At 39.6% G+C, this 19,214-nt stretch carries 16 protein-coding genes; 4 read left to right on the forward strand and 12 right to left on the reverse strand.

Going from position 1 to position 19,214, the window contains the following annotated elements; translation table 11 throughout:
* Positions 1 to 162: 162 nt before the first annotated feature.
* Both GNE10_RS04560 and GNE10_RS04570 read left to right on the forward strand, forming a co-directional pair.
* Entirely contained in the window at positions 163 to 1,176 is a 1,014-nt protein-coding gene (locus GNE10_RS04560) for a glycosyltransferase family 2 protein (protein ID WP_185563855.1), read from the forward strand.
* A gap of 769 nt (positions 1,177 to 1,945) precedes the next feature.
* Complete coding sequence (locus GNE10_RS04570; protein WP_185563857.1) at positions 1,946 to 3,502, forward strand: serine/threonine-protein kinase; 1,557 nt, start codon at positions 1,946 to 1,948, stop codon at positions 3,500 to 3,502.
* Positions 3,503 to 3,956: 454 nt separating this feature from the next.
* Here GNE10_RS04570 and GNE10_RS04575 read toward each other — a convergent pair whose 3' ends face one another.
* The 5 genes from GNE10_RS04575 to abc-f all read right to left on the reverse strand — a co-directional run bounded on the left by GNE10_RS04575 (position 3,957) and on the right by abc-f (position 9,712).
* Positions 3,957 to 4,154, reverse strand: a complete 198-nt coding sequence (locus GNE10_RS04575) for an NblA/ycf18 family protein (RefSeq protein WP_096537979.1) — start codon at positions 4,152 to 4,154, stop codon at positions 3,957 to 3,959.
* A gap of 780 nt (positions 4,155 to 4,934) precedes the next feature.
* Positions 4,935 to 5,675 carry a Stp1/IreP family PP2C-type Ser/Thr phosphatase gene (locus GNE10_RS04580; protein ID WP_185563858.1) on the reverse strand — a complete coding sequence of 247 codons (741 nt, stop codon included), beginning with the start codon at positions 5,673 to 5,675 and terminating at the stop codon, positions 4,935 to 4,937.
* 15 nt (positions 5,676 to 5,690) lie between these two features.
* On the reverse strand, positions 5,691 to 7,376 hold the full coding sequence (locus GNE10_RS04585) for an AarF/ABC1/UbiB kinase family protein (RefSeq protein ID WP_185563868.1): 1,686 nt from the start codon (positions 7,374 to 7,376) through the stop codon (positions 5,691 to 5,693).
* Positions 7,377 to 7,559: 183 nt separating this feature from the next.
* Positions 7,560 to 7,886: a DUF6825 family protein gene (locus GNE10_RS04590; protein WP_099072813.1), complete on the reverse strand. Its 327-nt coding sequence runs from the start codon at positions 7,884 to 7,886 to the stop codon at positions 7,560 to 7,562.
* 215 nt (positions 7,887 to 8,101) lie between these two features.
* A complete protein-coding gene (gene abc-f / locus GNE10_RS04595) occupies positions 8,102 to 9,712 on the reverse strand; it encodes a ribosomal protection-like ABC-F family protein (protein ID WP_185563859.1) in 1,611 nt (536 codons plus the stop codon).
* A 373-nt stretch (positions 9,713 to 10,085) separates the two neighbouring features.
* Between abc-f and GNE10_RS04600 the strand changes: the two genes are divergently transcribed.
* The gene (locus GNE10_RS04600) at positions 10,086 to 10,424 is read left to right on the forward strand and encodes a DUF433 domain-containing protein (protein WP_185563860.1); all 339 of its coding nucleotides are present in this window, start codon (positions 10,086 to 10,088) and stop codon (positions 10,422 to 10,424) included.
* A 369-nt stretch (positions 10,425 to 10,793) separates the two neighbouring features.
* On the opposite strand, the gene GNE10_RS04605 is transcribed toward GNE10_RS04600, so the two are convergent.
* From GNE10_RS04605 to psbA, 6 genes are all read right to left on the reverse strand, one after another.
* A complete protein-coding gene (locus tag GNE10_RS04605) occupies positions 10,794 to 12,173 on the reverse strand; it encodes an AAA-like domain-containing protein (RefSeq protein WP_185563869.1) in 1,380 nt (459 codons plus the stop codon).
* Positions 12,174 to 12,664: 491 nt separating this feature from the next.
* Positions 12,665 to 13,165, reverse strand: coding sequence for a rhodanese-like domain-containing protein (locus GNE10_RS04610; RefSeq protein ID WP_185563861.1), 501 nt, complete (start codon positions 13,163 to 13,165; stop codon positions 12,665 to 12,667).
* 58 nt (positions 13,166 to 13,223) lie between these two features.
* Positions 13,224 to 14,105 carry a sulfite exporter TauE/SafE family protein gene (locus tag GNE10_RS04615; protein WP_185563862.1) on the reverse strand — a complete coding sequence of 294 codons (882 nt, stop codon included), beginning with the start codon at positions 14,103 to 14,105 and terminating at the stop codon, positions 13,224 to 13,226.
* Positions 14,102 to 14,647 (reverse strand): rhodanese-like domain-containing protein, encoded by a 546-nt coding sequence (locus GNE10_RS04620; RefSeq protein ID WP_185563863.1) that lies wholly within the window; start codon positions 14,645 to 14,647, stop codon positions 14,102 to 14,104. Before GNE10_RS04620 ends, GNE10_RS04615 begins: the two co-directional genes overlap by 4 nt.
* Positions 14,648 to 14,704: 57 nt before the next feature.
* On the reverse strand, positions 14,705 to 15,397 hold the full coding sequence (locus GNE10_RS04625; RefSeq protein ID WP_185563870.1) for an MBL fold metallo-hydrolase: 693 nt from the start codon (positions 15,395 to 15,397) through the stop codon (positions 14,705 to 14,707).
* A 223-nt stretch (positions 15,398 to 15,620) separates the two neighbouring features.
* Complete coding sequence (gene psbA / locus GNE10_RS04630; RefSeq protein WP_185563864.1) at positions 15,621 to 16,706, reverse strand: photosystem II q(b) protein; 1,086 nt, start codon at positions 16,704 to 16,706, stop codon at positions 15,621 to 15,623.
* A 382-nt stretch (positions 16,707 to 17,088) separates the two neighbouring features.
* Here psbA and GNE10_RS04635 point away from each other — a divergent pair, with 382 nt between their 5' ends.
* On the forward strand, positions 17,089 to 18,075 hold the full coding sequence (locus GNE10_RS04635; protein ID WP_185563865.1) for an NAD-dependent epimerase/dehydratase family protein: 987 nt from the start codon (positions 17,089 to 17,091) through the stop codon (positions 18,073 to 18,075).
* Positions 18,076 to 18,163: 88 nt separating this feature from the next.
* Here the strand turns inward: GNE10_RS04635 and GNE10_RS04640 are convergent, their stop codons facing one another.
* On the reverse strand, positions 18,164 to 19,126 hold the full coding sequence (locus tag GNE10_RS04640; protein WP_185563866.1) for a fatty acid desaturase: 963 nt from the start codon (positions 19,124 to 19,126) through the stop codon (positions 18,164 to 18,166).
* Positions 19,127 to 19,214 lie beyond the last annotated feature (88 nt).

A 19,214-nucleotide genomic window follows, 5' to 3' on the forward strand; every position in this document is an offset into this window, starting at 1 on the left:
TACTATAGTGGCTATAAATGTCCAAAATTCTAGGCTTGACGTGAAAAATTGACATCTAATTTCATTAGTATATTGAAACGTGCATACTAAAAAAGAAATAATTTAGTTAACATCTGGAATTTAGTATTTTTAGGTAATGGTATAGTTAGGAGATCGATATTCGTGAATCCCAAAGTATCTGTCATTATTCCTGCTTACAATACTGAGGCTTATATTGGGGAAGCAATCAAGTCAGCCCTAGAGCAAACACTCCATGACATTGAAGTGATTGTAGTCGATGATGCTTCAAGCGATAAAACTGTAGAAATCGCTAAAAGTTTTATTGACAAACGTCTCAAAGTGATAGTTAATCAACAAAATGTTGGGGCTGCTGCTGCACGTAATCGTGCCCTCAGAGCAGCCCAAGGAGAATGGATTGCTGTCTTGGATTCAGATGATTGGTATGCTCCTGAAAGATTAGAAAAGCTTGTATCTTTGGCAGATGAAAAAAATGCAGATATGATTGCAGACGATATTTATTTGATTAATGATGGTGAAACATCTCCTTGGAGTACATTGATTCAAGAAAGTGGAGAAGTTATAGAGAAAATTTTTCAAGTTGATATCGTTTATTTTGTAGAAACTGATATTTTTGGACAACCAGGCTTGCATCTTGGTTTAAGTAAGCCTTTATTTAAGCGAGAATTTCTACTTCAACATGGTATTGAGTACGATGAAGATATCAGGATGGGGCAAGATTATTGGCTTGATATGAAATGCCTAATCAAAGGTGCTCGCTTTTTTCTTGAGCCAAAACCCTATTATTTTTACCGCTCACGTCCCGGCTCCCTTGTACATCAAAGCCGATTACCACGTTTAAATCAAAGCTGCAAAGCCACTAATTCCTTCATGCAACAAGAAGCTGTGAAAAAAAATACGGCTTTAATGAGTGCCTTGTCTCACAGTCTAGCAGTGTATAAAAAAAATCTAGCTTACTTTCAAGTTGTAGAGCCTCTCAAACAAGGAAAATGGTTAACAGCATTGACACAAATGACCAAAAATCCTGAATTTTTTTCTTATTTTATTTCGCGAATTAATAATATCATTGAGCGTCGAGTTCAATACCTGATGACCAGAGATAAATCAGTTTTTCACATGTCTTATAACACACAGAAAAAAAGAAAAACTACCAATTAAGCCTCTAAAATTTATCAATTATTTACAAGGTGGTTAGTACATTAACTAATAATAAAATTTAGACACAAAGCAAAAAGTCGGAGTGGCTGCTTTTGCCCTACACCCTTCGGTAAAACCGTTACCGGAGGGTAGGGGTTACTGTAGGCATCTGTTAGGGCAGCGTAAAGCCTTTCTATTTCAAAAGAAGGTAACACCAACGATACAGTAACTTTTAGAGACACTACGCGTAGCTTGCTTAACAGTAGGGGTACGTTTACAGCGACTGTGCGTAGCGTTACTTTTTAAGACAAAGACTTTTACCCAGTCCCTAGTCACCAGTATCCAGTCCCTTGCTATAAAAGCAGAGCTGTTATTTATTTAGTCAAAATTGGGCAAACTAAGACTACATCATAATCAAATCAGTATACATTTACCTTTTTTGCTTATTTGGTCTAGCATGTTGCACTAATTGTAGTAACTGTATTTGTTGCCAACTTCCAGATTGTTTTACAAGACGGAAAAAAGCTAATCCACAAAAAAGCATAACTACTCGTGTTGGTTGTTAACTGTTAACTGTCAACAGTCAGGGATGAGTAAATGTGCAAGTTAAATGCAAAACAGCTTACAGAGGTTAGTAACTGAGTCAAGTGGAGAATTTAAGTTTGCTAGCTAGAAATGAAAGCTGCTTGAATCCTGAATTCTCTATTCTAATTACAGTAATTATGATGTATGATTTAAAACTCAATATCAAGCTAAATACTTACAATTTGCTTTTAGAGTCAAATTTTCTATGTCAGACCCTAACATTGGTCGCTTACTCAGCAAACGCTACCAACTTCAGGAGTTAATAGGTACTGGAGCGATGGGTCGAGTTTATCGCGCTAAGGATATTTTGTTGGGTGGTGTACCTGTTGCTGTGAAGTTCCTCGCTTTATCAATTCAAAATGAAAAGATGCGGCTGCAAGACCGCTTTGAGCGAGAAGCGAAAACTTGTGCTTTACTTGGGCAAAAAAGTATCCATATAGTCAGAGTGATGGACTATGGCGTAGATGACAATAATATTCCGTTCTACGTTATGGAATACCTACAAGGGCAAAGCTTAAACAACATTATCCGCAAGCAACGCCTTCCTTTGCCTAGATTTCTAAGTATGGCGCGTCAACTGAGCTTGGGTTTACAGTGCGCTCATGATGGTATTCCAGTTGACGGTACAATTTGCCCAATTATCCACCGTGATGTCAAGCCAAGCAATATGCTGGTGATTCAAGATCCGAGTTTTGGAGAATTGGTCAAAGTTTTAGATTTTGGTATTGCCAAGTTATTACAGTCAGACAGCGACCATACAAAATTTTATTTAGGAACGTTGGCTTATTCTTCTCCTGAACAGATGGAAGGTAAGGAATTAGACAACCGTTCTGATATTTATAGTTTGGGCGTAATGATGTTTGAGATGCTCACTGGTAAAATGCCGTTGGTAGCACCGACTCATTCTTTTGGAGCATGGTATAAAACACATCATTATCAAAAACCGCGTTCTTTTACTGAGGTTTCGCCGGGGTTAGAATTACCAAAAGAAATAGAAGATTTGGTGATGAGTTGTCTAGCTAAAGTACCACGCGATCGCCCCCAAAGCATCAGCGAAATATTGAAAGTTTTAGCAACCGTAGAACAACCAGACCACACACGCAAAATTAAACAGAATAATTACGCCCTAGTTCCTGCTACATTGACACTTAATGCTGAGGTTGAGCAAAAAACGAAAGTCGATTTGCGGATATCCTCGTCAAATGATGAAATTGCTAAGACCATTTCCTGGCCTCAAAATAAACCCATTGCTGATATTGTCTTTCCCCAACCCGTACATATCAATGGTGAGGTCTTACCAGCATTGTGGGTAATGCTACCCCAAATGGAAATTCAAAAACGCTTAGTTTGTACCCGCTACAATCAATTTCTTTTCATCTCGGTTCCCCATCCAATGCTGTTGTGGATTACCGTCATTTACAACCGCAAACACGGTGCTAAATGGTTACATTACTATTTAGACCTCAAAACCAGTCTTGGTCAAGAAATAGCCCGCTTGCTACACCAAACAGGTTACTACCGCCTGTTATTTTTCGCACGAGAAATGCCCAACCGTTGTACTCATATCTTACTTTCCAGTGTCGCCTCTGCCCAACGTCAACGACTGCAAGAGTGGGTCAAAATCAGCAATACCTTCATGTCTTCTGCTGACCCGCAAATTAGTAAAAACTTACTCAAAAGCGAATATGAAAAGATTAAGCCTCAAATCCTGGCAAAACTTGAAAGTATTGATACAGACTCTCCATACGATCTTTCCAACTAAGAATAAACTGTGTAAAAAAGAGTATCCAATGAAAAATTGTAAATTTTTATAAAAAAAATATATATAATGTTCTAACTTCTAGTTATATGTATAAATAGTGAAAGTGCTAGCTGGCTAAAGTTAGTCACTCTAATTTTTATGTAGATATTTTTGTGTACATGGTCTAATTTAGTACAAATTTACGCAGGTATAATTTAACACAACACTAAGATACAAAAATCTAAGTCTGACTAAAGTACACATTAGATTTGAAATCAAATCTCAAGTTAGCTTTAGAATTTAGCAGTCTTCCTCAGAAAGCTTGACATCATCCGTTAATTAACTTCCAAAGTTTGACTTTTTTGTAGCTTTGTAGAGTTTTTCATCGGAGTTGACGCCCCGGCATCCCCAGCTCTTTTCCTCTGTGGGAACCAAGCAAGAGAAGGAGGTCGCCCACTGCGACATCAGAACGACTCTATGCCATAGTGGAACCGGAATCTAAGCCCCACTGATGCTTGAGAAGTTCTTGATAAGTTGCTTCCCGCACTACCATTTGTTCGTACAGCTTGACTAAAAAGTCTTTAGCCTGTTCGTGGCTCATATGCTGTACTTGAGTTGCAAATGAGCAGATACTGAATTGCTGTTCTAAGGATAATTTCATTGGTTCGTTCATAAGTTACTCCGAAAAAACAACGCGTAAATGGTGATATCGTTCACAGAAGTCCAAATGGGATAATACTTGGACTTGTATCTGTCCCGCATTTGTTCCTCCGTATTAAGAAAGATAACAAGTGTTTGACAGATTGCCCACATCCTAAGTGTGGAATTTTTCTGTTCTGATATCTTGCACCTAATCCCACTGATATACCACCCAAGTCGGCCGAGTCATATTCCAGAAAATATGCTCTAGTTTGTCCTAAGAAGGTGAATTTGCCTTTGTTACTCCCTTTTTCTTGGGAATAGATAGTTTTCCTAGTTGAGAAAAACGTCAGATGGCGTCTCTCTATATATGGAAAAACTTTCCAAGCTGGGGAGTTGGAGGAGGCTGGGGAATAAATGGTAATAAGCGTGAATTATAGTCGCTTTACCTTATTACGTGCAAGATGTCAATTTACTAATTTATAGAAATTTAGCCTCCTAAGGTAACTTTGGAGGCTAAAAGTATTAGTATCAAATTGTCAAAAGCAAAAATGCTCAGGCTGAACAAATTGATGGGTATATTTACCGGATTTGTCATTGATTGTTGAGCGTGGGGCATAGGGCATAGGGCATGGGGCATGGGGCATGGGGAGATGACGAGGATGTGGCTTTAGCTTCTCTTTGGGAGACGCTAGCGCGAACCCGTAGGGTGAGAAAAGAGGAAGTCAAAAGGTAAAACGCAAAAGTAAAAAGAAAAGAATACCAATGCCTTTTTATTTTTCAATGCCCAATGCCCAATGCCCTGTTTGCCCAATCATTGAGAATTATTTTCTTCCAGTGAGACGAGAACAACGGTAATGTTATCGTGCCCTCCTTGCTCCTTAGCAGCCTCAACTAAAGAGATGGCGGCTTTATCTAGCCAAGGGGTTTCTTGGAGACAGCTAGCAATCTTTTGTTCGACAAGTTCTTCTGTGAGACCATCGCTACATAAGAGTAAGCGATCGCCAGTTCTTACATCCAGTGGTTGCACGTCAACCTGATGTAGGTCTTCCCGTCCTAAACAGCGGGATAATACATGACGAAAAGGATGTAATCGAGCTTCGTCTTGGGTGATGTCACCGATTTTGATTGCTCGTGCTACCCAAGTGTGGTCTTCCGTGATCTGTTCTAATTGCGATTGTCGGAAGCGATACAGGCGGGAATCGCCAACATGAGCGCACCAAGGCGGTTCTGGAGAGCGAAAAATTACTGCTACAACCGTTGTACCCATATCGGCACGTTCGGGATGATTGTGCTGATCTTGCAAAATGGCTTGATTGGCATCCCACAAAGCTTGCTCTAGCAATTCTTGAGAAGACTTTGGAGATTCCCAATTGGCCAGCAAATACGCTTGAATTTCTTTAGTGGCAATGCGACTTGCTTCTTCTCCTCCCGCATGACCACCCATACCATCAGCTACAACAAAAAATCGTCCTTGTGGGTCGATATAGTAAGCATCTTGATTATTAGAACGAATAAGTCCCGGATCGCTAAGACCCGTGAAATTAATTTTCATAAATTTTTTCAACAATTAATACATACGGTCATAACGGTCGAGGCGCAGAAGCAGTCTGATCAAAACCACTGAAATTCCTGCTGCGATTAAAGTAGGCAGCAGTGCCAGCCATACAAAATTCTTCACTACTAAAATAGTAGCTGAAAGGGTGAAACCACTAATTAACAGAGCATAGCTCATGGAAAGCTGAATATTACTCTGCCGTCGCAGCAAACGTTCAGTTTCTATAGACCGAACGCGCAGGCGCATGTCTCCCCGTTCTAACTTTTCTAGAGTGTCCTCTAGTCTACGTGGTAAACCCAACGCAGTACTACTTACTTGAGCTGCTTGACGACTCAATTCGTTAAGAAAGCTATTACCCTCAGAACCATTCATATCGGTCATAAGCTGCATTGCATATGGTTTGGCAACTTCCATAAAGTTAAACTCTGGATCTAAGCCCTTGCCTACCCCCTCTAGGGTGGAAAACGCTCGCATCACAAAAGTGAAAGTTGCTGGAAATCTAAATGGTTGATTATAAGCTATTTCGTAAAGATCATCACTAATTGCGGCCACAGATTGATTTTCAAAGGGCTTATCCATGAAATTGTCCAACATATATTGGACAGAACGCCGCACTGGCCCCATGTCATCTACTGGGGCGATCGCACCTAAATCGATGAGAGATCGGACTACGCGTTCGCCATCTTTTTGGGCAATACCAAACAATGTTTCCATCAGTCCTTCACGGATGTTGGACTTGATTTGCCCCATCATCCCAAAGTCGTAGAATATTAAAGAGCCATCGGGACTGATAGCAATATTGCCTGGGTGGGGATCGGCATGAAAAAAGCCATTATTGAGTAACTGTAGCAAATACGCTTGAGCGCCTTGACGAGCGATGGTTTTTCTATCTAAACCTGCTGCTTCCAAAGCTTCGTATTGGCTGATTTTTATTCCCGGAACATATTCCAAGGTCAGCACGCGGGAAGTGGTGTAACGCCAGTAAACTTTTGGCACTTTTACCCAATCGTAGCCACGAAAGTTACGCCGAAAAGTATCAGCATTACGACCTTCATTGAGATAATCAATTTCTTCCCACAGAATGCGACAACATTCTTCATAAATACCCAGCCAATCTCGTCCTTTTCCCCATTTGGGATGGTTTTGAAAGTAGCGGGTAATTCCTTTAAGAATTTGTAAATCTATTTCAAATAACTTTTTTAATCCCGGACGTTGCACTTTCACTACTACTGCTTCGCCACTATGCAACACAGCTTTGTGTACTTGTCCCAAGCTAGCAGCAGCTAAAGGTATAGGTTCAAAATTTTGGAAGAGTTCAGGAATTTTCCTGCCTAATTCTTGCTCAATAATCGATTCTACTTGTTCATAGCTAAATGCTGGTACTTTGTCTTGTAACTTTGCTAGTTCTTCTACATATTCAACAGGGAATATATCAGCACGAGTAGAAAACAATTGCCCAACTTTGATAAACGTTGGGCCTAAGTCCAGCAGAGTATTACGAATCCAAACCGCTTGGGTTTTGCGTCTTGCGGTTTGCTTGATTTCAGTCACACCACCTGGATAACTCCAAGATTTGTTGTACAGCCAAAGTTTGAACAATAAGGTCAAGACGAAAGACCAAATGTCCACAAAACGCCGTCTGCTAGAGTATTTTTCCCGATTCCAACGGTATGCCTTATCTGAATAACCTTGTTCCATATGCTCCATTTACCGTTGGTTTGCAACCAATATTATTTGCAAGAAAAGACACTCTGATTCCTAAACTGTTTTTTATATTTGTTTTGTCATTTGTCCTCTCTTACAAAGTTCCGATCCAAGGAAGCCTTGGCTCAGACTTTGCGCTTTGTCAAACGACTAATGACCAATGACCAATGACCAAATTTATGCAGAAGTTCTGCGATGATGTTGTAGTTCTGTTCGCAATAGGGCAATTTCGGCTCGCAATTCATCAATTTCTGCTTGCACGTCTACTGGCTCGGAACCAGGTTGCCTAGTGCTTGTGCTAGCTTGGCCGGTATTAGCGGCTTCAGCGGCTCGATTTGCTCGCTCTAGAACTTCTTCTGTAAACTGGCGCAACTGCTCTCTAGCTTCAGCATCAAATTTGCCCAGTTCGCTCAAAGCATCGGTCAAGGCGACCTCTAAACGCTCGTTAACGACTTCAGCTACCGCTCTGCCTACAAAAAAGGCTTGTACAAGGGGGTTACTCATAAATTTTTGTTACGTTCATCCGCAAAAGAATTATAACTTGCCTGTATGCTTTGCGGCTTCTGTTGTAGAGCTTGATATTTAAGTTGCAGCTGACAGACAAGTGTCAGTGCAATCCGAAGATAAAAGTTGCAAGCAATACCAAAGCCAGCGGCAATTACTAAATTTGAAAGGTAATGACAGGTATTAGAAAAGACTCAAGAACAAAAATATCACTGTTAGTGAGATGTCAGTAACTCTCGATAATACTCCTCAGGTGTACTGGGCAGATGGGTTGTCATTTGTAAAACTTGTTCTTTCAATTTGAAACTTTGAGTAATACTAATCCGACTGAGAAAATCTAAATCATGGGAAATTACCCAAATAGCTCCTTGATAATCATTGATACCTACTACCATTTGTTCAACGGTTTCAATATCTAAGTTGTTTGTTGGTTCGTCGAGGATTAGTAGGTCAATTTCAGAGATACTAATCATAGCGATCGCCAATCTTGCCAACTCACCACCACTGAGTACAGACGCGCTTTTATTAACCTCATCGTATTTAAATAGAAAATGTCCCAGTTGTTGCCGTAAAAGCTGATAGCTGAGATTGGGATTAGCTGCTTGCATATTTTCCAGAATTGTGTATTGGCGATTTACCAATTCATAGGTTTGATCGAGATACATAGCTTTCATGATTGGTGCAAGTAAAACTTCGCCTGATTCCAAAACTGCTGTTTGATTTTTGCTTCCCAAAATTGCCTTCACCAAACTCGATTTACCGGAACCATTGGCACCAACAATGGCAACGCGATCGCCAGAAGCAACATGCAACTGAATGTTGTGTAAAAGTATCCGTTCTGATACCCTTAGATTTGCACCTTGAATATCAATTAAATTTTTGCGCTTTTGGCTTTTTTCTTCTAGCTGGATACTTGTAACTTTTGTTATTTTCACCTTTGTATCTGCAACTTTTTGATTAGCTTTTGCTACTGCTGCTTCATGTTTCTTTTTCGCATTTCCGGCTGATGTTTCGGCTTTAGTTTTAATCAATCCGGCTGCCATTCTGTCGATGCTACCATTGATAAACTTCGCACGACCATTGCGCTGAGCTTGGGCTGCACGCTGTTGTTCTTGCATCGCCGTAGCCTGGACGCGCTTGAATTCCTTCCTAGCAATTTCGTGCGATCGTAATGCTGCTTCTAACTCAATTTTTTTCTGTTCTCGATAATCAGAGAAATTACCACCATACACTTTCAAACCAACAGGTGTTAGTTCCCAAGTAATATTTGTCACTTGGTCTAGAAAAAAAGGCTTGTGGGAGACAATTACATAAGCACCAGTAAAATTTAAAAGAAATATTTTTAAGGTTTCTAAGGCTTGTAAATCCATGTGATTCGTTGGCTCATCCAGCAACAACAAGTTTGGTTTTTGAAGCAAACCAATGGCTAAAAATAGTTTTGTTAATTCTCCACCACTCAAATTTTCAATTGGCAGATAAAGGTCAAGATTTGTAGTGAATTTTGTTTGCAAAATTTCCTCAATCTGCCACCATTCATCGGAGAAAGAAACCAAAAAATTCAGTACTGTATCTGATTTAATTTCTTCTCTCAGAGTGCTGATTTGGGGCAAATAATAAACAACACCATGACGCCAAACTGAACCTGTGCTGGGTGTAATTTGACCTGCAAGAATCTTGAGGAGAGTTGATTTTCCTACACCATTTTTACCTACTAAAGCGATGCGACTTCCAGCTTCAATACTCACTTGAACTTTTTCAAACAAAGTTTTGTCCAAGCTGAGTTCATAACTTAAATTTTCAGCTAATAATATTGATTTTTTCTGCATTCTTTTCAAACCTCAATTCGCAAACCTCCACCCGCGTGTTCGTAACGATTTTGGGTAGATTAGGCACAAAACAAACTCAGCCGTTACCAAACGGTCTGATAGAGATACGAGTAATGACAATATTGCTAGTACATGACTGTGTGAAGTAACCCTGTCAAACTAATTGCGTTTATTTTTCGTTGACATTTGTTGCTTCGGCGCAACAGCTGGTTGGTGCTACTTCATTTTTGATATCTCGTTTGATTTGTGATGAGATTTGATATTGACTACAGTTTAGCACAAAGGAATTTCGTAAAGTAAGAGGCGATGAATGTATTGCGATCGCTTTCACAAAAAAATTACGATATATAAACAAATGAGTATAGGTCAATCTATGCCTACCAAACAAATCACAGAGTATTTCAACTTCCTGTCTTCTGAAGACATTAGACTCAAAGACTCAAGAATTGGGATTGAAACAATTCTTTATGAATACATTGATTGTGGACGTTCTCCAGAAGAAATTGCCCAAATTTATCAAACAATATCTTTAGAGCAAGTATATGCAACAATTCTTTATTATCTGCAAAATAAAGAAACTGTCAGCGCTTACATGAAAAACTGGATAGAACACGGTCATAGAATGAGAGAGCAACAGAGACTTGATCCTCCACCAGTCTCTGAAAAACTGCGGCAACTCCGAATTGAAAGACAAGCTACACAGCAAGGATGACACTGCAATATCTGATTGATGAAAATGTCAATCCCATATATCCAAATCAAATTAGGCTGCGAGAACCTGATATTACAATCAAATAGCCGACCATATTGCTGTTAATCGTCACGTACCAGGAATTTTTATCCTCAATCCAAATTTAAGTATTGGTGAAAATATAGAAGAACTTATAATACTTGCTTTGGCTTCAGAAGACGATGAATATCAAAACAGAATAATTTATTTACCCTTACCCTAAAAATAGGATATTGTTACAGTCGGCAATGTCCTGCACTGTTAGTAACTCCAGAATGCGGGTTAATATTCCATAACCATATTGCCTATTATCTCTTGCCTAACTACACAAATAATTTTACTCTTTTAGTCTCAAAGTTTTACCAACTGTTGACTAAAGTAAAGACGATACAATTCACACATTACACAAGCTTGATTGCCGTTGAGTTGCACTAAACCCATGCTTTCTAGTTTATAGGCAGCGATCGCATCTAATTCTACTTTCTCGTTGCTGGTGATTACCTGTTGCATTGCAGGCATTAATTCTGGTTCTTTTTGCAGCAAATTCAACAGTTCTCGCAAATGCTGGGTGTAAATTCCCATCGGTGTTGATGCTGTTTCTAATAACCTTTCTAAGGTGATTTCTTGCCTTGATAAATGATATAGTGCAAGGCTCACCAAATAAGGATGTCCCCCCACCATTGCTTGTAGAGATTCCAGGCGTTTTTCTCCTTCGGGAGACACTGCCCATTCTAGCCCGTAACGCAATGCTAAATCCTGTACTTGTTTGGGGGTAAATGGTGGCAGAGTTATTGTTATTCCTACATTAAAAGGTGATTGATTGAGTTTCAGAGGAACGTAAATTTCTGTGGTGTGAACTACCACCATTCGTAATTTTTGCCAAATGCAATCTTGCTTTGCTTGTTCGTGCCAAAATCGCAGCATTGGTAAAAAATCTTGGGCGATATTTGGATGTTCAAAAACTCGCTGCACTTCATTCAAAGCCAAAACTACAGGATTTTCAGCAATATATTGTAATAAATAAGCTTCAAAATAAATTTTGCAGCTGACTTTGCTGCCCATTTCTATATCCCAAAAATCATCTAGACAGGGAAAGAGATTTAACTGCCTAGTGACATAAATACAAAACCAACGCAAAAATTTATCCAGAGAAACAAAAACTTCTTCGTCTGCTTCTTGAAAATCCAAATAGACGACTTGATAATTTTGCTCTTTAGCATAAGCAATCATTCGGTTGAGCAAGGAACTTTTGCCCATTTTTTTGGGTGCTTTAATTCGGATTAAGCAACCAGGTTGTATCAATTCACTACAAATCAGTTCTTCTAATGGCGGACGATTAATGTATAAACTAGAATTTATCGGCAAAGGGCCACTGGGAAATTCCATCTTGCCGGGTGAAAATAAGTTTGGATAAAACCTTGTGAATCTGAATTTTGTGTCCGGCTGTTGTTCTTGTGGTTGATTTTGCTGTTCAGTTATCCCTTGTAAGTATTTGCTTAAGACTAGATGTAGATTTTTTTTTGTTATTCTTTCTCCAGCAGCTTGGGACAAGTCTTGCCACAACTGAGAGCCAATTTGCTTGATGTAGTTGCTACCATAACCTGTTCCCTGTGCCATCTCATCGTAAGTTTTACCTAACCACGATTGATAAAGCACAAACCACTGAATGGAATCGAGAGGCCTGTTTTGGAGAATTTTTTCTACAGCGTCTAGCAATTCTTCCACGGTTATAAAAAGTTAAACATTTAGTAAAATTACAGATTTCCTTTAGCTTAGTATTAATATACAACCGGAAAAATACTTGGATCGGGAAAAATCTATAAGTCTCATTGTGTTCTGAAAATTATCAGTATTTAAATAGGTTCCTAAGTATAAGATATTCACTGAAGCTATTGCTAAGCTTTCACGCATTTAACTTGCACATCTTTTGATGTTCGCGGTTGACTAGTTAACCCTCAACAGGAGTCACCGACGGGTACGTAGGGGTTACCCCAAATGCAGCAAGTGGGGTTCAACGTGCAATTAGCCCAATAGCTTACTCGCTCTAATTATTACGATACCGTCATTATTACCACTACCTTCATTAACAAGATAAATATTTTTTACTGAAAAAATATCTAAGAGGGAGAAACTCATAAAATCATGTCAGGGCGTAGGCTTTGCCTCACCGTAGGGCAAGCCGTTCGCCCTTACTAGTTTTTGTATTTCCCGTATAGCGAGTATTAGGAATTATTTTGACTTGCTGTCTTCCAGCCATTCATACTAGGTGGGAAACCTCGCACATTTTCATAGCCTAACAATTGTAAAGACATAACAGCCATTGCGGAACGATAACCAGCAGAACAGTAAACTACTACAGGCTGTTTTTTAGGAATCTTGTGGAGGTTTTGAGCCAATGTCCGTAGGGGAACATTGATAGCATCACCAATATGACCCAATACGTACTCAGAAGGCTCTCTGACATCTACCAAAAAAACATTATCTTGTTTGAGCAACTGTTTCAAATTTTCCACTTTCCCTACCGCGTAATAATCTCCAGGGATAGATTTGAGATAACTATCCACTGCTGTTTTAAGATTGACATCGGAAGTAGATACCACTGCTATTTTCTGGGTTTGTGACAAGGGGGATGCTAAAGCTGATGTGTCATAAATACCAAAAAATGCATAAATAAATACACAAAAAAATAATAAAATTACAGTTGAAAAATGTCGGACTTGCATTGCCTAATATTCCCCTGTGATTATTCGTTTTTCTAAATAGTTATGGTAAAGATAATCCTCAGCAGATTTTCCTTGTTGGGTTGAGTTTCTGTGTTAGAGGAGTTTGACTGTAGATTATTCGGGCGTTGCGATGATTATCTACCTGGGGCGATCGCGGATGCTGACGATTCTGCACTAAAACTAAAGCCGCAACTGCAAGCAAAAAATAACCAAAAGTTTTCTGAAGTCTATTAGCTGGAACAAATTCAGCTAAGTACGCACCAAAAATTGTTCCTACACTAGCAGCCACAATGAAAGACAACATCAAATTCCAATTAAAAGAAACATGTCCCAAGTAGCCCAAAAAACCTGCAACTGAATTAAATACAATGATTAACAAGGATGTGCCAATGGCCTGTTTCATGGGTACATTTCCTAGCAATACCAAAGCTGGGACGATGGCAAATCCACCACCAACACCAACCAAACCAGTCAGCACTCCCACACCCAAGCCTTCACTAATTAACCACAACCAACAATACTTACAGATGGGTGGCGGATAAAATGCCAGTTTGTTATCTGCTGTTACAGGTTTAGAACTACGCCGAATCATCAACACCGCAGCCAGCAACATCATGATTGCAAAGAGCATCATTTGGAAAGCTTCAGTAACTACTGGGAGAGTAGCAATTTTCGCTCCCACAAATGCCCCCACTGTCGTTGCCGAACCAAAAATAAATGCTGTCTTGAAATTAACATTTTTGGCTCGCCAGTGGGGAATCACCCCCAATAAGCTAACGGTACCGACAATTACCAAAGTCATGGCGATCGCAGATTTGGGAGGTATACCCATAACGTAAACTAGAATTGGCAGCGCTAACACTGAACCCCCACCACCAATCAAACCCAAGCTCACCCCAATACAAGCAGCCAGTAAATGCCCAACAATCCACAGCGTCATACACTGCTCCGTTGATTATAAGGGAGTTTTGCTAGTAACATCCCTAACATACAGCTATCTGTAATTCCCGAAAACATTAATCCTGCTCCTATAAAACCACTGAGAATCAGGAACCAGGGAGAAACAAATGTTCCTAATAATGTGCCGATTAATACTAAGGAACCAGCAACAATTTGCACTTGTCGCATTAAACTAATAGGGGTATTTTTGTTAATTGTGGTAGCATAACCGGCTTGTTTCCAAGCGCTTATACCTCCTTCTAGATGGGTAACAGTGGTAAAACCCGCATCAAATAGCTTTTGAGCAGCCATTGTTGAACGATTCCCGGAACGACAGTAGAAAATCACTTTTGTGTCTGGATCTTGAGGAACTTTGCGCGGATCAAATTTGGATAGGGAAATCAGGGTTGCTCCGGGAATATGCTCTAGAGCATATTCAGCTGGTTCTCGTACATCTATAAGTGTGACAGCTTGTTGCTTCAGCAGCTGTTTGAGTGTTTGAGCATCAACAGTTTGTAATTTTTTTACATTGGAAGTAGTCATTGCTTTTTATACTTAGGAATGTAGATTTTTCAATGCAAAAGTTTTTGTCAGATTTTGTTACGCAGCAACGCTACCGCAGCGCTGGTTAGCGGGTACTGCTTCCATAATCTTTTTGGGATTGGGTAAATTCAGATTTGCCATCAATTGGATAAATTCACTGCGGTTATGTCCCACGAACCGGGGATTCCATTGTTTTTCTTCTCCAATGGTGGAAACTGTGTTACCTCGATAATCATGACCGGGATAAACTAAGGTTTCATCAGGCAATGTAAACAATCGTTGCGTTATTGCGTCATACATCATCCCTGCATTCCCACTTTGAAAGTCAGTCCGTCCACAACCACGAATTAACAGGGCATCTCCAGTGAGTAGATGAGTATCATTAACCAAATAGGTATTATGGCTATCAGTATGACCGGGAGTTGCGATCGCTTCTACTTTCACACTGCCTAACTTTAATACTTCTCCATCTTTCATAAATTTATCTGCACATACAGCTTGGGCATTTTCCGGTACAATTCCCAAACAACCTGTAGCCTCCCGCAATTTAGCTGTTCCCGTAATATGATCGGCGTGGATATGGGTTTCTAAGCAGTATTTCAGAGTTAGCTGTAGTTCTTTGAGTAATTGGCCATCGCGCTCCACTTGTTCTAATACCGGATCTACCAAAATCGCCGTTTTAGTCTCTAAATCAGCAATTAAATAAGTATATGTGCTTGTTTCTGGGTCAAAGAGTTGTCGAAATAACATCATGGCTAACTCCAGATGAAATTGTTTGATTATTTTATAGTATAACTATGTAGTTATTTACTGTCCAAGGTGGAATTACTTTTTTTGTGAATGTCGGGCCGTAGCCCATCACCAAACAATGATTCTTCCGTTACAGCAACACCGTTTTGATAAAAAAAGCAACCCAAACCATTTGGGTTGCCAACACTGTTGAGGAGTTAGAACGAAGTGAATTCAGAATCAGTTAACCGTGAATAGCAGGAGCAACTAAAGCTACAGGTTGAATATCTCCAGTTGCTAAATCTAAGGGGAAGTTGTGAACGTTACGTTCGTGCATTGTTTCCATTCCCAAGTTAGCGCGGTTTAAAACATCAGCCCAAGTATTAATTACACGGCCTTGAGCATCAAGAAGGGAGTTATTAAAGTTCAAACCATTGAGGTTAAACGCAAAAGAAGATACACCTAAGGCAGCACACCAGATACCAATTACTGGCCAAGCACCCAAGAAGAAGTGTAAAGCACGACTATTATTAAAAGATGCGTATTGAAATATCAATCGACCAAAATAACCGTGAGCCGCAACAATATTGTAAGTTTCTTCTTCTTGACCGAATTTATAACCGTAGTTTTGGGATTCAGTTTCAGAGGTTTCCCGAACTAAAGACGAAGTGACCAAAGAACCGTGCATCGCAGCGAATAAAGCACCACCAAAAACACCAGCTACTCCTAACATATGTAATGGGTGCATGAGAACATTGTGTTCTGCTTGCAGTACAAACATGAAGTTAAAAGTACCACTAATCCCTAAAGGTAGCCCGTCAGAGAAGGAGCCTTGACCTACAGAGTAGACTAATAGTACCGCAGTGGCAGCAGCTACAGGTGCGCTGTAGGCGATAGAAATCCAAGGACGCATCCCTAAGCGGTAAGATAATTCCCACTGCCGACCCATGTAGCAGAAAATACCAATTAAGAAGTGGAAAATAATTAACTGGTAAGGGCCGCCATTATATAACCACTCATCTAAGCTAGCTGCTTCCCAAATGGGATAAAAGTGTAGACCAATAGCATTAGAACTAGGCACAATGGCAGCAGTAATGATGTTATTGCCATAAAGTAAAGAACCACTAACAGGTTCGCGAATACCATCTATATCTACAGGTGGTGCAGCAATAAAAGCGATGATGAAACAAATGATTGCTGTTAAGAGTGTGGGAATCATCAGTACACCAAACCAACCAATGTACATACGGTTGTCAGTACTGGTAACCCAATTGCAGAATTTCTCCCAAAGATTGTTACTACTTTGGCGTTGTCGCAGAGAAATAGTCATAATGTTTAATTCCGAGGTTAATCGTTGTTCAAGGCAAGTTAACCTTATATTTTATATAACCATATAGTTATATATTTAGTCAAGTAAGTTTTCATATTATTTTTTACTTAACTCCCGAAACACCCTACTCCCTTTTACCAAAGTTTAGGGATTGCTTCGTCGCAATGACAAAACAGAATAATTCCAAACTCAAGGTTTCAACATGGACAACGTTTAAAATCTTGTGTAAATGCTGTTTTGCGGCAAAATATATGTATTACATAGTAAGCTATGTTAACTAAGGCACTATCAATAGATAGTGATGCCGTACTTTTGGCGATCGCACATCGTAAAATTCAATCAACAAAATCCTTGTAAGATAGCTATTACAAATTAAACATTTATGTCAGAAAAAAGTTCTTCCGTTAAAAATATTTTGATTTTAGGTGCAACCGGCTACATTGGCGGAGAACTGTGCCGTAAATTTTACCAGACACCAGATTTTGCGGTATTCGGTCTTGTGCGTCCAAGCAGTGATGTTGAAGCCATAAAGCCTTTTTGTCAAGAAATAATCCGCTCTCAAGAGGCCAACTTTTCCAGCAACGATGTTATCCAAGCAATTCGTAACCATAACATTACAACAGTAATTAATGTTGCTTGGCACATGCCTCCAGAACCAACTAAAGAAGCTCAATTTGCTAAAGACCGCATAGCATTAGAAGCTGCTTTAGAGGGTGCAAAGGCAGTTTCACCAGATATTCATGTAATTACAACCAGTGGCAATTTCTCTTTAATCACTGCTGATGGCGGGCGAATTACCGAAACACCTCCGCCAAAAGGTTATATACTGCCCGAATATTTGGTATGTATCGATTTACTAGTGGGTGTAAATGTCTTAAAAGATGGGCTAGTAGAAGAATATATTAGTAATGGAGGTAATGCTTCCATTGTGTATCCTTCATCAGTGTATGGTGCAGCACCGACTCGTGGCAGTTTCTGGGATTTTGCAATTCAGCAATTCATTACAGGTGAAGCATACCAAGGCTATCAGCCATTTCCACCAGATTTTATGACTGCGTGGGTTCATGTTGAGGATTTAGCAGAATGCTACATTGCCGCAGCACGAAAAGGTACTAAAGGAGGACATTACCTAGCTGCGCCAGAAAATTTGAGTATTAGTCAGATATCAACTTTGTTTGCTCAAGCTGCTGGAGTAGAATTCATTGCACCAGTGTTTGAAAACAAAGACAAAGTTATATTTGATGATTCTCACACTAGAGAAGTGTTGCAACTGCAATGGAAGTATAAAGTGGCTGATGAAATCAAAGGTTGGGTAGAGAGAATAAAAGAGTTGGGAACTTATTCTTTAATCAATCCAGATACCATTTAAGTGACCTAACTGCAACGGATATGGGAACAGAGAATGGGAAGAAGAATTAGCCGCGAAAAAAGATTTTTGTAAAAATTCAGAGATTTTGTCATAATGGCGATCGCTCAAAATTACTGACAATATCCCTGTTAACTTTTATATAGCCCGGTTGGATATGGGTGAAGTGCGAACTCAACTGTTGATGAGCTGTAGCTAGAGCGTGAAACGGAATTGATGGGTACAAATGATGTTCTGCATGAAATGACATATTCCACATCAAAAATTTTACAGGAAATAACGTCAGGGTTGTACGAGTATTTGTTAACAGATTTGCATCAAGAGTACAACCTGTGTGTTCTGCCAACAAAATAAAACGCAGAATTGGTTGACCAACAAGCAATGGTAGCAACCAATACAGAAAAAACCAAGGCTGATTTGCTGCTATGGAAATAGCGATCGCTCCTGCATAAACAGCTAATTGCCAACGAGTTGAGCGAATAACTTCAGCTCGTGCTGTTTGCGGTATAAATGGGCAATCATCAAGTTGACCAAAAGCAACCTGAAAATGTCCGCGAATTTTGCCTAACCACCAGGGCAAACCAGTAATTATTAATAAATATTTACCTAAATTGGTTGGTTTGAGATCCGTCAGTTCTGGATCTTTGTCTGGAACACGAGTATAGCGGTGATGCCAGTTGTGGTAGTAGCGGAAAAATGTGCTGTTGTAAAATGAAAGTAAACCCGCACACCAAGCCACAATGTCATTCAACCGATTGTTAGCAAAAGCAGTTCTGTGAACGCACTCATGCATAGGTGCAAACATAGAAGCTATACAAAAGCCGTAAATCACCAGTGCTGGTATTGCTAACAACCAATTGCCAAAATTCATTGCCCATAGATAACCACTAATTCCCATAACGGTTAAATGTCCAGCCAATTGAACTACACCCTTCCAGTTGTAGCGATGATTCAAAACATTTAATTTTTGCATCTCAAGAATTTGGCGGGGCTTATGTTGCTTATCAACTTCGTTTTCTAAGAATTCAGTTTTAATAATTGCATCGCTAGACATGATTAAAACTCCACATAGTAAAAATTTAACTATTAAATACAAAAAACTACGAATATTTTCAACCGTAGCTGAGTAACGAGCGTTCAGT

The sequence above is a fragment of the Nostoc sp. 2RC genome (assembly GCF_014222165.1).
Lineage (GTDB): Bacteria > Cyanobacteriota > Cyanobacteriia > Cyanobacteriales > Nostocaceae > Nostoc > Nostoc linckia.

What these genes read in the sequence shown, in the direction of transcription:
- GNE10_RS04570 (WP_185563857.1), top strand. Translation starts at nt 1,946, where the DNA reads ATGTCAGACCCTAACATTGGTCGCTTACTCAGCAAACGCTACCAACTT.
- GNE10_RS04575 (WP_096537979.1), bottom strand. Translation starts at nt 4,154, where the DNA reads ATGAACGAACCAATGAAATTATCCTTAGAACAGCAATTCAGTATCTGC.
- GNE10_RS04580 (WP_185563858.1), bottom strand. Translation starts at nt 5,675, where the DNA reads ATGAAAATTAATTTCACGGGTCTTAGCGATCCGGGACTTATTCGTTCT.
- GNE10_RS04585 (WP_185563868.1), bottom strand. Translation starts at nt 7,376, where the DNA reads ATGGAACAAGGTTATTCAGATAAGGCATACCGTTGGAATCGGGAAAAA.
- GNE10_RS04590 (WP_099072813.1), bottom strand. Translation starts at nt 7,886, where the DNA reads ATGAGTAACCCCCTTGTACAAGCCTTTTTTGTAGGCAGAGCGGTAGCT.
- abc-f (WP_185563859.1), bottom strand. Translation starts at nt 9,712, where the DNA reads ATGCAGAAAAAATCAATATTATTAGCTGAAAATTTAAGTTATGAACTC.
- GNE10_RS04600 (WP_185563860.1), top strand. Translation starts at nt 10,086, where the DNA reads ATGCCTACCAAACAAATCACAGAGTATTTCAACTTCCTGTCTTCTGAA.
- GNE10_RS04610 (WP_185563861.1), bottom strand. Translation starts at nt 13,165, where the DNA reads ATGCAAGTCCGACATTTTTCAACTGTAATTTTATTATTTTTTTGTGTA.
- GNE10_RS04615 (WP_185563862.1), bottom strand. Translation starts at nt 14,105, where the DNA reads ATGACGCTGTGGATTGTTGGGCATTTACTGGCTGCTTGTATTGGGGTG.
- GNE10_RS04620 (WP_185563863.1), bottom strand. Translation starts at nt 14,647, where the DNA reads ATGACTACTTCCAATGTAAAAAAATTACAAACTGTTGATGCTCAAACA.
- GNE10_RS04625 (WP_185563870.1), bottom strand. Translation starts at nt 15,397, where the DNA reads ATGTTATTTCGACAACTCTTTGACCCAGAAACAAGCACATATACTTAT.
- psbA (WP_185563864.1), bottom strand. Translation starts at nt 16,706, where the DNA reads ATGACTATTTCTCTGCGACAACGCCAAAGTAGTAACAATCTTTGGGAG.
- GNE10_RS04635 (WP_185563865.1), top strand. Translation starts at nt 17,089, where the DNA reads ATGTCAGAAAAAAGTTCTTCCGTTAAAAATATTTTGATTTTAGGTGCA.
- GNE10_RS04640 (WP_185563866.1), bottom strand. Translation starts at nt 19,126, where the DNA reads ATGTCTAGCGATGCAATTATTAAAACTGAATTCTTAGAAAACGAAGTT.